This is a genomic window from Cytophagales bacterium (assembly GCA_019456305.1).
In the GTDB taxonomy this organism is placed as follows: Bacteria; Bacteroidota; Bacteroidia; order Cytophagales; family VRUD01; genus VRUD01.
Genome location: VRUD01000028.1, coordinates 12,374 through 29,161 on the forward strand (window position 1 = coordinate 12,374; position 16,788 = coordinate 29,161).

The window sequence follows — 16,788 nt, forward strand, 5'->3', positions numbered from 1 at the left end:
CCTAAAAATCTAAATTAAAAAGAGGAAAAGTACGTCCTATTGTGAATAAAGAGCTGCATTAAGACAATATGTTGCAAAAATTAATAATAATAGGGTCAACCAGCACCCAGTAACCAGCATCCAGTAACTGATAATTTGATGCATGATGTTGAGTGGCTGCTGCGTGGGATTATTATATTCTTACGGATACATTTTATTGAATAAATCCATAGGTTTTATGCTTATATGAGTATCCAAGTAGAGTTTAGGAGTGTCCAACTAAAGTTTCGGAGTATCTGATTAATGTTTCGGAGTACCTGACTAAACTTTCTACCGTGTATTATGGGGTGGGTATTGGTGGTATAGGGGGTTCTATAGGTCTTGGTCTGTTGAGGTTTCTCAGGACTTTTGAGTATGAGAACTGGTCTTTTGTTGCCGGGTCATTTTTGAAGAATTTGGCTGATATGCGAGCTATACTGATTACCTCATTGTAAATTCCGTTAAATTCTGTTACGGCTTCTTGTGTAATGTCTTTACGTTCACCTTTGTTACATTTTGGTTATGAATTGAATTAACTATATATTTGCAAAGATATTCAAAGATATTCATTACATAACAGCATATAAGTAATTACGAAAATTTTAGTTAATATGGGCAAGGTTTGTAAAAAATTAATCAGTATTTCATCTGGCTTTTACAATTGGATTTTTCCTAAAAAGATTGAACCGCCAGAATGTGTTATAAAATTGCTTGAAGCTCTGTATCCCAAAATAGATTGGAGTAAGGTGAATTTTTATGACGGACTGCCTTGGTTTGTTAAAATATTTGCTCCTGCTACTTCTGCAATTACTTTACCTGGCACATATAATTTTGTCCGAATTAATATCTACTTTAAAAATTTTAATCCTTGCGATTGTAATGGTTTATCTACCATAGTTCACGAAGCATTTCACGTACTTCAATTTCGCAATATTATAAATGGTTTTGGAATAGGATTTTTCAGGCTTTTTATGATTGATTATTTAGCTTGTTGGATTAAAAATGGTTACAATAATCATCCTATGGAAATCGCTGCAGAAGAATATGAAAAAATATTTAGGCAATGCTGCAATGAATTACAATCTGGTAATATATGTGAATGTGATACTGAACCACCTACGTTTAATGAATTGGCATTGGAAGAACTATTGAAGAATTGTGGAGATAAATTAATCGTAACTACAAGTGGCTTTAGCTATAATTGCGGTTTTTTCCCCTTTATATTAGGATTTATACTTACCCTGCTTATTGCTATCATTAAACCTTTATTAGAATCTATTTTCTTAATAGTAGATGGATTACTGTGGATTATAACAGGTATTGTGTGTGCTATTGAGTGGCTAATAAATCTTATTGCCGGGGTTCTTCAAGCAATTTGTAAGTGGGTGGTTGAATTAGAGAAAAAATGTACAGAATGGGCAACTACTACTATTCAAAAATGCAAGGAATACAGAGATGAGGGCTATAATGCTTGTGCTGAATATCAGGACCAAGGATATAATGCCTGTTCACAATATCAAGACCAAGGATATAATGCCTGTTCACAATATCAAGACCAAGGATATAATGCCTGTTCACAATACCAAGACCAAGGATATAATGCCTGTTCACAATACCAAGACCAAGGATACAGCGCCTGTTCCAATTGGGCAAAAAATTGTTGCACTTGGTGGCCTTGTTCTTGGGCTTGTCAATTATTTACTTGGATTTGTGTTGCATGGTATTGGGTAACTAACCTTGTATGCATAACATGGTATTGGGTAACTAACCTTGTATGTATAGCATGGTATTGGGTAACTAATCTTGTATGTGTAGCTTGGTACTGGGTAACTAACCTTATATGTGTAGCATGGTATTGGGTAACTAATCTTGTATGTGTAGCATGGTATTGGGTGGCTAATCTTGTATGTGTTGTTTGGGTGACAGTTATAGTAACAGTTTGCAAAGTTTTCACCTGGGTTATTAAAAAAATAACTTGTATATAGTTTTAAGGATTTTAGATTATGAATGAAAATAAAAAAAAGGATTGTATTCCCTGCAAGATTATTGCCATTGTATTGATAATAGGAGTGATAACTTTTATAATATGGCTAATTCAACATTATCTATAAATCATTACATTAAATACATTATTTGTGTATTTGGGTTTATAATTGTTTTTTTTTCAAATATATCCTATGCACAAAATGATACGATTGCTAAAAAGAGTTCAGTTTTTATTTTAAAATTCGCTCCTTTATCATTAGTTGACTTTATATATACTACAATTCAATTTGCAGGTGAATTATCTTTGAAAGATAAAACAAGTTACCAGTTAGAACTTGGTTATATGTCAAATTTTTTATCTATAAGAGAAAATAACAATCAAGGTTATAGAATTCGTTCTGAAGTGAGATTTTATAAAAAACAAAATTTTCAAGGGATATACCTGACCCCTGAAATCTTATTTATAAATGTGAAATATGATTACGCCAGGCGTTTTTCAAAGGATACTTTATATCCTTATAGTAGTAGTTATATTGATACGATTGAAATAAAGAAAATTGTGTTAGCGGCAACTTTTAAAATTGGTTATCAAAAAATTTTCAAATCAAATATTGTATTGGATTTCTATGGCGGTCTCGGATTACGATATATTAATACTAAACACCTTTTCTTTCCGCAAACAGGTTATTTGTTTCAACACGCTGATTGCTGGTCTTGTCAGGATGATACAGAAGGTGATAGATTTATTCCTAATGTAAGTTTGGGCTTTAAGGTTGGGTATTTGTTTAACCTGTCTAACCATAAAACGCCTTAAAATTCATGTTCAAATTATTTTATTTTTTTTACGTGTCAAAGAGCTACGAAATTTTCACCCGCTACGAAAGTTTCAGACCGCTAATTATTTCTTTTCTTTTGAGCGCAGGGATTGCAACTCTTTTCAATTTTTTAGGGTATTGATCGTAGGCATTGAGCGAAAAATTGAAATGTGTTGCAATGCGCGCTGGCAAAAAAACAAAACATTTTTCTTCCGATAAATTCGTCAGTGTGAATGAAGTAAAGAAGTTTTAACAAAGTAGTAAATGGTCAACCTTTTATTCTTCTTGTAATTCCACCGTTTTTAACTGCTAAAAAAATTTGCAATATTGAGCACAACTTCATGTTTAAATCATAGTTATTTATGCAACTAAGTACTAGATTCAATTAGGTATAGAAAAAAGATACTTATTGGGAGAGATGATATTTTCTTTAACTGCGTAAACAACAAGACCTGCTGTTTTATTAATGCTTAACTTACTCATTATGTTCTTCCTGTGGGTAGCTATGGTATGAGCGCTTAAAAAGAGTTTATCAGCTATCTGGTTGTTCGTAAGCCCTTCCGAAATGAGTCTGATGATCTCTTTTTCGCGATCTGAAAGCTTTACACCATCGCAATTGTCAGGTTCTTTATCTAATATAGTATGCAGCACTTTTTTACATAAAAATTTTTCACCTTTAGCGGCAGCATATACCCCATCAATGATCTCCTCTTTAGGACATTCTTTCAAAATATAACTATTCACACCTAACTCAAGCGTTTGAAGCACAATTTCTTTGTTTTGATTGGTAGTAATAACCATCAGGTTGGTTTGTGGTGATAATTTTTTGATAAGGGGCAGGTCATTACGGGAGATAAAACCGGCAATATTACAGTCAATGATGACAACATCAGGACGGAGCTTTTGTATTTCTGCAATCAATTCTTCCCTGTTTTCAACTTCGCCTGTCATGGCCAGGTCTTTATTTTTTGAAAATATGAATTTTAATCCTTCACGGATCAAATAATGCGGGTCAGCGATGAGGATGTTGATTGGCATTTTTTTGGCGAGTACGTTCCGTTTTTACAGTGCAAATATAGGATAGATTTTGTAATTTGACACAAAAAAAGTTAAATTTTTTTAAACGATTATTTAAATTGCCAACTTTTATTTGTATTATTCGTAGAAAAAATAATAATAATTATTTGGTTTTTTGTTTACATTTATTTATAATTGGGAATTAATTAAAATAATAGCTATATCTGCAACAAGATTACAGTATGGTTTATTACGTAAAAAGTATTACGGTTAAAAAAACTTTAATCTTTAAAAATCATGAAAACAACAACTATCTCTTTCGTTAAAAGGATCATCCCGGGTACCCGGGATGCGGTTCTTCGCAGTCTGGGGAACGGATCCTTGATGTTGGCTTTTGCCATTATCTTTAGTTATAATGCACACAGCCAAAGTAATTTTAACCTTGAAATAGACCAGGTTATTCAAGGCAATAACCTTGTCATTGACTTTTATATCCAGAAGACAAGCGGCAATGATTTTGCTCTTGGATCGTCTGATTTTGCTGTGGAGCTTTCCTCTCAAAATCTTGATCTGGTTAATAAAACAAAAGTTAATGCGCTTGATGGCCCCTGGGACATGGATTTTGATCCCGTCTCTTATCTTGGAACAGGATTGGGAGGAGCAGGAAATTTTATTAATTTGACTGTTTCAAGAAATACCCTGGGATCGGGAACCGGTCAAATGGTTACTGCTGTCAGAACCAGGATTGCCAGGATTTTGATTCCAATTACCAATGGTTGTGGTACCAATACTGCGAAATGGATCAAAAGGCCTGTTGCATTGAACCAGTTTGCTGCCGGTAATATCAAATCCTTTGCTAATTTCATAGACCCCGCACCTGACTTTCCATTATGTGTCAGCCCTGTCATACCGGGTATCTCAGCAAGCGGCTCAACTTCTATCTGTGACGGTCAATCTGTGATACTTACTACTGATTATTCAGGTACAGTCCAATGGTATTTGAATGGTACTGCAATAGCAGGAGCCAGTGATCCTACTTATTCAGCATCAACAGCAGGCGATTATTCAGTAAAGATCACAGATTGCGCCTGCGGAGATTTCTCTTCCATTATCAGTATTTCGGTTGATCCTCTACCTGAAGTACCTTTAATTACGCAGGCAGGGGGCACATTGGTTTCAAGTGTACAAGGTCAGATTAGTTGGTATTTCAATAGCGTTCTTATTAACGGAGCCACTCAACAGACCTATACACCAACCGAATCCGGTGATTATTCAGTTGCTTTGACCAACAATTGCGGAACAGCATTTTCTGATCCATACACCGTATTGTTAAGCGGTATTGCTAATATTCACAATGTTGAGGGTTTCAGCGTATATCCAAATCCTTATTACAATGAAACTGTAATAAGCTACCATCTTGAAAGTGCTACAAAAACGCTCATTGAAATATATAATATATTGGGTGTAAGAATCTCTACCCTGGTAGATGCTCAGTTGCCAGGCGGAGATCACAACATTCAATTCAGTGCAAATCAACCGGGCATTTATTTCTTAAAAGTAACGATTGGAGAGAACGAACAAACGATTAAATTGGTTGAATTAGATTAGGAAAGAATGCGAAATAAAAAAAGGGCATCTCTAAAAACTACACCATATATTCCCCTCTATCAAGAGGGGCAAGGGGTGTGTTTTAAAAAATATGTAGTTTTTAGAGATGCCCAAAATCTCTTTTTATTATGGCCACTCTAGTTGAAGAAAAGAAAAAACATACCTATAATGATTATCTAAAAACACCAGATGATGAAAGGTATGAGCTTATCAATGGAGAATTAATTATGCCGCCAGCGCCAGCTACGATACATCAAAGAATTTCAGCTAATATTAAATTTGAACTACGAAAATTCGTAATAAAAAACAATCTTGGTGAGGTCTTCGATGCACCCTATGATGTATATTTTGATGATGAGAATGTACTTCAGCCGGATATTCTTTTCATAGCAAAAGAAAGATCAAATATCATTGGCGAAAAGAATGTGCAGGGAGCCCCGGATATTACCATAGAGATTGTTTCAAAAAGCAGCGCTTACAATGATCTTGTAGTGAAAAAGAGTCTTTATGAGAAATTTGGCGTGAAGGAATATTGGATAGTGATCCCGGATGAAAAGAGGATTGAAATTTATCTGCCTGAAGGCAAATCCTATAATCTTTTTAAAAGATATACCCTTCAGGATACACTTGAGTCGCCATTACTGAAAGGGTTTCGGGTAATGTTAAAAGAGATATTTTGAAAAAACAGCAACAGGGCATCTCTAAAAACTACACCATACATTCCCTCTATCAAGAGGGGCAAGGGGTGTGTTTTAAAAAATATGTAGTTTTTAGAGATGCCCACTAATTAAATTGTAAAAATTGTTTGTTTATTATTCTTGTAGTGAAAAAATAGCTTTAAATCTTTTAGAAAAATAAAAACTACTGGGCATCTCTAAAAACTACACCATACATTCCCCTCTATCAAGAGGGCCAAGGGGTGTGTTTTAAAAAATATGTAGTTTTTAGAGATGCCCTACTGTCATGAAAAATTTGAAATTATTTTGTATAGGACTAATTATATTAGTCTTAACATTATCGTCAGGGGTTAATGCACAGACAATAACCTATTCAGAATCTTTCACTACCGGTGTTACTTATTGCCCTGGCGACCCGCAGTACGATAATTGGGGTTTGTTCAGAAGCCAGTTAGATACGACTGCATTTAATTTTACAACAGTAACGATTAAAGGAAGTAACGATGTTGTTGGACGTTCATGCACCAATGCTGCTTTTGTTAATCAAATGGCCATTTCGCTTAGAAATGGGGTTGTTGGAACCTGGGCTTGTGGTGGTTTTTCCTTTAATGTAGGAATTGGTTGTTTTGCCGGAGGTTGTGCTGTGCCTGCTGATGCTATAGAATTTACTGCTGATGGTAGTGTTTGTGCATGCTTAACCCCTGGTTATTCCCTAAGACCCTGTATAGGAAATACTAATAAGGGTGGTGTAAATACTGCTACCTGCAGCTCTCCCACTCAAACCATGACCGTAATTTTTGAATATTCACTTTTATCTGATATTATAGTCTCAAATGATTCAATTTGTATTGGCGACACTGTTTTTTTAAGTGTTGATGTGATTGATTCCACCCAATTAATACCTCCTTATACCTATTTGTGGAGTCCCCCAAGCTTTTTAGACTGTGATACTTGTCAAAGTGTCATGTCTATTCCTGGTTCTACGATAAACTACAAGGTAGTAGTAACTGATTCAGCAGGCACTCAGGATTCTTCTGATGTCACCATCACTGTTTTTCTAATAGCTCCAATAGCTGATGCAGTTCCGGATGATTCTATCTGCACAGGAGATAGTGTGCAATTAAATGCAAGTGGAGGTGTATCCTATTTATGGAGCCCGGGTAATAGTCTAAGTGATTCTACAATTTCAAATCCACTTGCCAGCCCCGGCACAACTACTGCTTATATCGTTGATGTTGCAAATCCTTGTGGGTTTGATCTTGACACAATAACGATAACGGTTATTCCATTGCCAATCGCTAATGCCGGGCCGGATGATTCCATTTGCCTGGGAGACAGCGCTCAACTAACTGCCAGCGGAGGGGTATCCTATCTATGGAGCCCCGGTATTGGTCTAAGCGATCCAACTATCGCAAACCCAACTGCAAGCCATTCTTCTACTACTACTTATATTGTGGAAGTTAGTTCATCTTTTGGATGTGTTAATACAGATTCGGTGATAGTTAATGTAATTAATAAACCTGTAAAAGCTACTGCGGATCCTCCCCTTTTTTGCTTCGGAGATACAACCATTATTCAACTATTCGTTAGCTTATGTGCTGCTTTTCTGGAAGATTTTGAGTCCGGAGCATCCGGATGGACAGCAACAAGTTTATGGCATCTTGAAACTACCCAATCAAACAGCCCAACAACAAGCTTTACATATAATACAGGAAGTCCTAATTATAATTATGACACAGGATTAAATTCAGGAACTTTAACTTCGTCACCAATTGATCTGACAAATGCTTCTCCTTCAGATAGTATTAAATTAACATTTTATGGATTCTATGAAACTGAGACTCCGGGAACTATCTGGGATCAGAGATGGGTTCAGATATCTTTAAATGGTGGACCATTCACTAATATTGTGCAATTATTTGGTGAAACTATGAATACATGGCATCAGCATCAAATTGACTTATCAACGTATGTCGGTAATATGATACAAATTAGATTTTTCTTTAATACAATAGATGGCGTAGCAAACAATTTTTGGGGATGGTCTATAGATGATTTTGAGATCAGTTGTGCTGGAGCAGTAGTAGACACGACCTTAAGCTATAAATGGACTCCATCAACCGGCTTATCCAATGACACAATCCAAAACCCTGTTGCCGCAGTTGGTCAAGTGATTACTTATACGGTTGTGGTCACTGATACTTTTGCATGCGTGGTTTCTGATTCAGTAACTATTACAGAAAACACGCCAATATCATTAACGATCACCGGCTCTGTAAATGTACAATGTGCAGGAGACTCAACAGGTTCTGCTACTGTGACACCTGCCGGAGGAATCCCACCCTACACCTATCAATGGAATGACTCGGTTATCACAAACAATATTACCGGGCTAAATTATACCGGAACAGTTGTAAATGATGCCGGTACAGGTACCCTCCCCTGGCTAACGCCTAATCAGGCAGAAGGAAGCTTAAATGATAATATATGGGCAGAAGCGGCCGGCTTTGGTGCGAATGAAATATCTAATTTCTTAAAAGCTACAAATTATGGTTTTGCGATTACCAACAGCGATTCAATCCAGGGAATAGAAATGGCGGTGGAGTGGCATAAAAGTGGCGGAACCATCACTGATGACCAGATATTTTTGGTGGTAGGAGGCGTAATACAAACAGGCGCTGTCAACCAGGCAAATGGCACACTTTTGAGTGACCCTTTTGACGGAATTGCAACTTATGGCGGACCTTTAGATACCTGGGGTACTACCTTAAGTGAGGTGGATGTAAATAACATTGGATTTGGCGTTGCAATAGCTGTTACAAAAGTAGGTGGCGGCCTTGCTCAAACCGCTTTTGTTGACCGGATATTTATAAGAATTTACTATACAACCCGTGGTCAAACAACCCAAACCGCAACGGGCTTGCCTGCAGGAACCTACCAGGTTGTTGTGACCGATGTGATCGGATGCAGCGATTCTGTTTCTGTAACCATCACTGAACCACCGGCCAACGATGTAGGAGTGATTGCATTAGATACACCACTTACCAATTGCGGGCTGAGTGCAACTGAAAGCGTTACCATTAGAGTAGTGAATTTTGGTTCTGTAATACAAATTGGCGTACCTGTTTCGTATAGCCTGGATGGCGGGCTACCTGAAAACGAGATTATTGATACTATCAATCCTTGTGATACAGTAACCTATACCTTTGCTGCCACTGCTAATCTTTCCACACCGGGCATACACACTTTTGATGCCTGGACCACACTAATTACAGACGCTGACAGCGCCAATGATAGCTTGACTAATTTCCTGGTAGAAAACACGTTAATTGTCACAACTTTTCCGTACCTGGAAAATTTTGAAACAGGCCAGGGTGGCTGGAGTTCAGGAGGTATTAATTCCACATGGGCATTTGGTACTCCTGCCAAAACCACTATCGATTCAGCAGGATCGGGTGTAAACTCCTGGGTTACTGGTGGATTGGGGCTTGGTTTTTATAATAGTCTTGAGAACTCACAGGTAGTAAGCCCATGTTTTGACTTTACCTCCCTCATTGCTCCTATCATTGAATTGAATATTTGGTGGAATTCGGAATTTAGCTGGGATGGCGCTGTACTGCAATCTTCCATCAATGGTGGCGCTTCCTGGCAAAATGTGGGCGCTTTCGGTGACCCTGACAATTGGTATAATGACAATACAATAAGCGGGTTGTTTTGGACCGGGAACACAGAAGGATGGAGCGGAAGGATCTCTACCGGTAACGGCAGCGGAGGCTGGGTAATCGCCATCCATGACTTAACCGGATTAGGCGGTCAAAGCAGCGTTGTATTTAGGATAGCTTTTGGTTCAAATGGAATATTTGCCGATGAAGGATTTGCTTTTGATGATGTTTATATTCACGACAGACCGGCAAACGATGCCGGAGTAATTGCCATTGATGCGCCAAACACCGGCTGCAGCTTAAGCGACAGTGAAAGTGTTACCATTAGAGTTAGAAATTTTGGCACAAGTCTTCAGGACACTATACCTGTGTCGTACCGTATTAATGCAGGCGCTCCTGTAAATGAAACCATTACTGATACCATTAATCCCGGGGATACACTAAGCTTTACATTTACAACCACTGCTGACCTGGCTACTACCGGGATATATATTTTTGATGCCTGGACAAGCTTATCCGGAGATACCAACTATTCAAATGACAGCGTATTAAATTATGCAGTGTCTTCCAATTTAAATTTTATTGAAAGTGTTTGTATTTATGACTTTGATGGCGGATTCGGGGATACCACTTGTAGTAATTTTACAAGTGATCTATGTACCGATGGCTTTGATGGACCTGGAGATTTAACCCTAAAATCATCTGATACTTTTCTCCTGAGTGTTTCGTGTATAGATTCTATAAGCTATAATTTATATTTTACTCAATGTGGCATTGCTGATACAACCAACTTTATATTTTATTTGAATGGTGTGCCAATTGATACATTTACAAATACCACAACTACCTGTACCTGTACGCCATTTAATTACCCTGTTCTATTTACCATCACAGACACAGCATTATTAAATAGCGCCTATAATTTCGGAGTGAATGCGTTGAGCGTTCAACATGATGGGCTTAACATGTATATTGCGGGATATACTGCTGACATATTTGCTCGTTGCACAGCCTGTTCAACAATACCGCTTACAACTTCAATAATAGGTACCAATGAAAGTTGTAATAGCGCTTGTGACGGAATAGCAGATCTTGCCGTAGCAGGGGGCATACTACCTTATTCCTATTCCTGGTCAAACGGTGATAGTACGGAGGATATCTCCGGCTTGTGCTCCGGTTTTTATAGTGTACTAATTACCGATTCTGACGGATCAACTATCACTGACAGTATTACGATCGGTTCTGATAGTCCAAGCACAAAGCTCAACTTAACCGTATTCCTGGAAGGACCTTATAGCGGAGGCTCCATGTATGATTCATTAAATAATAAAGGTGAGCTAAATGGCTACCTGGCTGATAGCGCTGGAGGTTATTATAATATCAATATGAATTCGGGCTATTCTATCCCTGTAAATGCCGTAGATGTTATTGAATTAGTATTGAGAGATGCCGCTTCACCTTCAGGACCAAATGTAGATACTACATACGCCTGGTTGTTATCAGATGGCACGGTTAGAGATTTTAAAACCGGGGATAGCAGTTACGTAAATTTTTGTGCTGCACCTGCCGGATACTATTATATGATTGTCAGGCACAGGAATCACTTGTCTATCATGTCCTCAGATACGGTTAATATAACCAATGCTGTGCCCGGTAGCACGCCTTCCACAGGGTATATTGATCTGACGGTGATCGGTAACATATATGGTGGAGGTGCCGCATTTTTAGGAGGCTCTTACGGTATGTGGGCGGCAAACGCACGCAATACAGACCAGGAAACAAATGCAAACGATCTCTATGACGTTTCTGTTGACCGCTATTTGTTATTGCAAGGATATATACTGACTGATGTGGATTTAACCGGAGCTGTTAATGGCAGTGATTTTAATATTACGTCAACGCATAATGATCAGTTGTATTGGAGTACGGTGCCCTAAAAAAGTAGGCAGTAAGCAGTTGACAGTAGGCAGTTGTCAACTGTCAATTTTTTCATGAATATCCTTATGATAATATTCATTAATAATGAAAAGAATACTACTATATTTTGTACCAATTCTATTATGCTTAAATACCTATGCCCAACCTTTTTTTGACCTCGAAATTGAGCAGTTCGTAAGCAGCGATACGCTTTATATTGACTTTTTTGCTACTTATACAGGCGTCCCGGCTGATACCTTTGCATTCGGTACTTCAAACTTTGTTATCAATCTCAACTCAACAGCCCTTGATGTAGCCAATAAAGTAAAAGAAGATGCTTTTGACGGACCGTGGGATGACGGGGTAAGCCCTGCCTGGTATGCCAACCTGGGACTTGGCGGTTTTCCTTTTATCAACCTATCTATTGTACAAACAGACACAGTATCAGGTAGTGGTGTTTACGTGCCAACAGTTAAAACCAGGATAGGAAGAGTGGCTGTACCCATACTTGACTGCTCGGATTCAAGTAATATCACGTGGAATGATACTTTAGGAGCTATCAACGATTGGGATAATATTGATATAAAACCCTTTGCAAATTTCATTAACCCACCCAATATTTCATTATATTCGTTAGATACCATCCCATTTACTTTAACCGCTGATAAAGATACCATCTGCCGCGGTGATTCGGTAACATTTACTGTATTACCCGCAGATACGATCTATACTTATAATTTTTATAAGAAAAATAGCGGGCCTCCTGTATTAGTGCAATCAGATACGGTACACACCTATACAGCAACAAATTTGGTAGATGGGGACTCGATCGCTGTAATAATCTGTATTAGCACTGATTCTGCCGTCTGTTGTTCACAAGTAATTGATACCGTAAGCATAACTGTAATTTCACTCGTTGCAAATGCAGGGTTAAATACAACGATATGCACTGCCGGCTCAGATACTTTAGGCGGAACGCCCACAGCCTCCGGGGGATCAGGATCTTATACTTATTCCTGGTTACCACCAATAGGTTTAAATGATGCAACTATTCCAAACCCGATATTTACACCCTTCACAATTGGAGTAAAGATCAGAACCGTAACGGTAACTGATCTGGTTTATGGCTGCACTGCAAATGATAGAAAAATAATAATTGTAGAACCAAAACCTCCTGCAGTTGTTGTCGCGAACAACCTATCACCCTCATTTTGTACCGGGGACAGCGTCAAGCTCAGCGCAAACCAGATACCGGGCGCTACTTACCAGTGGTTTAAAGATGATACAGTTGTTACGCCTCCAACCGTAGAGGATACCATCTATTATGTTACTGCCGGTGGCAGCTATACTGTAAACATCAGCGCTGTGCCTATAAACGGATCAGTGGATGTGCGGGTGGCTAACTTTTTTGATGATGCGAGAGAAGATCTCGGAACCGGAAATGTAAATATTAATAGTCTTGTTTTGCCGTTGGGAAATATAATATCGGGTCCCCAGGTTGTTGGTGCAGAATTCAGAAATGGAGTATTTATTCCACAGGGAGCTACGATTGATAGCGCCTGGATTGAGTTTACCAATGCAGTTGGTGATATTGATCCAGATCGTGCTATTATTATATTCGGTGAAGATACAAGTGATGCTGCTCCATACGAGCCTTTACTGTTTAATATCAGTTCAAGGATAAATACTGATTCTATTGTGGGGTGGCTCACATCAGCATGGGGATTCGCTGGCACTAAACACCTTACCCCATCTCTTGTAACCATCGTTCAGGAAATTGTAACCCGGCCAGACTGGAGGCCAGGTAATTCCATGGCTTTTATGATGTGGCCTTTTGTTGGTTTTGGGGATACAAGGCGAGCGCTCTCTTTTGACGGAAGCGGGATACCTGGAGAAAGGCCAAGGTTGTTGATTAAATGGAACAGTTTTCAAATATGTGATTCCACTTCTGCTCCGGTAACAGTGACAGAGAAAACTGCTCCGGTCATAAATTTAGGGATTGATACCACTGTCTGCGACAGTATCATTTTAAATCCAGGCGCTGGTTTTTCAAGTTATGCATGGCAGGATGGAAGTACGGATTCTACACATACAGCAACTTTTTCAGGATTAAAATATGTTACTGTAACCGATAGCAATGGCTGTACAGGAAGCGATACGATATCTGTAACTGTAAATTCCTCACCAACAGCAAATGCCGGAGCAGATGACACCTTATGTGTTGGTAGCTCTACACAGTTGGGTGCCCCTGTAATTATTTTTGGCGCTTCTTATCTATGGAACCCGGGCGCTTACCTTACTGATTCTATTATCTTCAATCCCTTCTTTACAGCGCCTTTTGCAGATACTTTTCAATACGTTCTTACCGTAACAGATACTACTACGGGTTGCAGCAATACCGATACGGTAGATTTGCTTGTCTATCCTCTGCCTGTTGTAAATTTGGGCAATGATACGGCAATCTGCCAGGGTGATACGCTGATATTGGATGCAGGCAATCCCGGAGCTATTTATAACTGGTCAACATCCGAGACCGCACAAATAATTTCAGTGGAATTTGCAGATACATTTTGGGTAGATGTAACTGATACAAATGGATGTGTAAACAGAGACAGTATAATTGTAGGGGTAGTTCCGCCACCTGTAGCCAATGCAGGAGCAGATGACACTTTATGTATAGGAGACACTACGATATTAGGCACCGGAGCCATTATTGTAGGTGTTTCTCATCAATGGAACACAGAAACATATCTTGATGACTCTACTAAAGCAAATCCAATATTTACTGCTGTAACATCCGGTACATTCCAATACATAGTTACGGTAACCGATAATGTAACTGGTTGCAGTGATGCAGATACGGTCAATATCGTAGTAGAACCATTGCCGGTTGTTGATGCCGGTTTGGGTAATACAATATGCCTTGGCAGCAGCGATACATTAGGAGGTTCACCAACTGCTTCCGGTACCGGGCCCTTCACCTATCTATGGGATCCGTCATCAAATTTAAACAGTGCTGTGATACCCAATCCCATTTTTACACCTACTGCAGCAGGCGCCTTCACCCAATTTGTGAACGTATGGGATTCAAATCTTTGTTTAAATGTTGATTCGGTGATCATTACGGTTACGACTCCCCCAACAGCAATTGCCGGGCCTGATGATACGATCTGTACAGGGGATAGTACCATTTTATCTGCCACAGCCCTGGGCGGTTCTGGTTTCTTTACTTTTCTATGGAATGCAGACCCAACTTTAAGTGATACTACCATTCCAAATCCGACAGCAACACCAACAGCTTTTGGAACCACTAATTATATGGTAACCGTCACTGACACTGTAACAGGATGCAGTGATATAGACACAGTCGGTGTGTTAGTTGTACCACTCCCTTTACCCGATGCCGGTTTCATTGACACAATATGTGAGGGAGATTCTGCTTTGCTGAATGCTTCCTCATCCTTATGCTCAGGCGCTTGCAGCTATTCGTGGAGTCCCGGTTCCAGTTTGAGTGATTCAATTATCGTTAATCCTTTTGCTTTTCCAACAGGTACAACTCCCTATGTTTTAACGGTTACTGACAATGCAACAGGCTGCAGCAGCACGGATGGGGTTACTGTGGTGGTGAATCTGTCTCCTGTTGTAAATTTAGGCAATGATACTATAGTATGTAACAACATTGTACTGGACGCAGGCAATATAGGTTCAACCTATGTGTGGAAGGATGGTTCAATTAGTCAATTTTACAATGTGACATTAAGCGGTACTTATTGGGTAGATGTTACCAATACTTCTGGCTGTATTACCCGAGACAGCATTATTGTAAATATAGTATTACCGCCAATAGTGAATTTAGGGTTTGATACAGTAGTATGTGATTCTTTCCAATTAAATGCCGGTAATGTTGGTGCAACATATCAATGGAGTACAGGAGATACATCGCAGATCATAACAGTTTTAATAACTGATACTTTTTGGGTAGATGTGTCCTTTGTTGCAGGCTGTACTTCAAGAGATAGTGTATATGTAGAGGTACATTCATCACCAACTGTTAACCTGGGACCTGATATTACCGGTTGTATAGGAGATACAGATACTTTAGATGCCGGTAATCCGGGTCCGGGCACGTCCTGGTTATGGAATACATCTGATACAATACAAACCATTTTGGTTACCACACCGGGAACTTACTGGGTAGATGTAAGTAATTTGATTGGTTGTACTACAAGAGATAGTATTAATATAATCTTTGCTTCCCCACCAGTTGTAGATTTAGGGTTTGATACAGCAGGATGCGACAGCATAATATTAGACGCTGGCAATCCGGGAGCAACATACTTCTGGAGTACAACCGAAACAAGTCAAACTATAACAATTAGTTTATCGAATACCTATTGGGTGGATGTAACTGATTCGGGTTGTACAACAAGAGACAGTATTAATGTAACAGTCAATCCAATACCAGCAATTAATTTTGGACCAGATACTGCAGGTTGTACAGGGGATATCATCACTTTAACAGCTCCCTCAGGTTATTGGTACCTTTGGAGTACCGGAGCAATCACACAAACTATAACTGTAGATACCTCAGGCACTTACTCGTTAAAAATAACCGATACGGTTACCCAATGTTTTGCTTACGATAGCATTGGAGTACAATTATACAGTAAGCCAACTGCTTCAATTGATACTTTAGGGACTTATTGCAATAATCAAACAATTGACTTTACAGGATTGACCTCTGCAACAGGCGGGCAAATCAAGTGGACGCATACAGGTACTGGCACATTCATTAATGATACAGTTGTAAATCCAATCTATAGGCCAGATCTTTCAGACGTTGATTCAGTTACTTTTACATTAACAGTAAGTAATCTTTGTGATACAATAAGTTTTAGCAGTACAGCTATTTTCGTAGCTGCACCAACAGCAAATATAATACCGACTACTCAATCAGGCGCATTACTTTCACAAGTGCTTGTGGATGAGATTATTACGTTTGATAATGCTCCCCCCTTTAAAATAGAAGATACTATTTTTAGCTTGGATTTTGGTGACGGAACTATATTAGATACTACTGGTCTGCCT

The 16,788-nt window shown here is 38.8% G+C and carries 6 protein-coding genes; 5 read left to right on the forward strand and 1 reads right to left on the reverse strand.

Annotated elements, in window-relative coordinates; genetic code table 11:
• Positions 1-725: 725 nt before the first annotated feature.
• Both FVQ77_07705 and FVQ77_07710 read left to right on the forward strand, forming a co-directional pair.
• Complete coding sequence (locus FVQ77_07705) at positions 726-2,003, forward strand: hypothetical protein (protein MBW8050210.1); 1,278 nt, start codon at positions 726-728, stop codon at positions 2,001-2,003.
• Positions 2,004-2,104: 101 nt separating this feature from the next.
• Positions 2,105-2,818 carry a DUF3575 domain-containing protein gene (locus FVQ77_07710; protein ID MBW8050211.1) on the forward strand — a complete coding sequence of 238 codons (714 nt, stop codon included), beginning with the start codon at positions 2,105-2,107 and terminating at the stop codon, positions 2,816-2,818.
• A gap of 382 nt (positions 2,819-3,200) precedes the next feature.
• Here the strand turns inward: FVQ77_07710 and FVQ77_07715 are convergent, their stop codons facing one another.
• Complete coding sequence (locus tag FVQ77_07715) at positions 3,201-3,857, reverse strand: response regulator transcription factor (GenBank protein ID MBW8050212.1); 657 nt, start codon at positions 3,855-3,857, stop codon at positions 3,201-3,203.
• Positions 3,858-4,133: 276 nt separating this feature from the next.
• Here FVQ77_07715 and FVQ77_07720 point away from each other — a divergent pair, with 276 nt between their 5' ends.
• The 3 genes from FVQ77_07720 (at position 4,134) to FVQ77_07730 (ending at position 11,720) form a co-directional block, all read left to right on the forward strand.
• Positions 4,134-5,444, forward strand: a complete 1,311-nt coding sequence (locus tag FVQ77_07720) for a T9SS type A sorting domain-containing protein (protein ID MBW8050213.1) — start codon at positions 4,134-4,136, stop codon at positions 5,442-5,444.
• Positions 5,445-5,572: 128 nt separating this feature from the next.
• A complete protein-coding gene (locus FVQ77_07725) occupies positions 5,573-6,124 on the forward strand; it encodes a Uma2 family endonuclease (GenBank protein ID MBW8050214.1) in 552 nt (183 codons plus the stop codon).
• A 283-nt stretch (positions 6,125-6,407) separates the two neighbouring features.
• Positions 6,408-11,720, forward strand: a complete 5,313-nt coding sequence (locus FVQ77_07730; protein ID MBW8050215.1) for a hypothetical protein — start codon at positions 6,408-6,410, stop codon at positions 11,718-11,720.
• Positions 11,721-16,788: the final 5,068 nt, after the last annotated feature.

What these genes read in the sequence shown, in the direction of transcription:
- FVQ77_07710 (MBW8050211.1), top strand. Translation starts at nt 2,105, where the DNA reads ATGGCTAATTCAACATTATCTATAAATCATTACATTAAATACATTATT.
- FVQ77_07730 (MBW8050215.1), top strand. Translation starts at nt 6,408, where the DNA reads ATGAAAAATTTGAAATTATTTTGTATAGGACTAATTATATTAGTCTTA.
- FVQ77_07715 (MBW8050212.1), bottom strand. Translation starts at nt 3,857, where the DNA reads ATGCCAATCAACATCCTCATCGCTGACCCGCATTATTTGATCCGTGAA.
- FVQ77_07725 (MBW8050214.1), top strand. Translation starts at nt 5,573, where the DNA reads ATGGCCACTCTAGTTGAAGAAAAGAAAAAACATACCTATAATGATTAT.
- FVQ77_07720 (MBW8050213.1), top strand. Translation starts at nt 4,134, where the DNA reads ATGAAAACAACAACTATCTCTTTCGTTAAAAGGATCATCCCGGGTACC.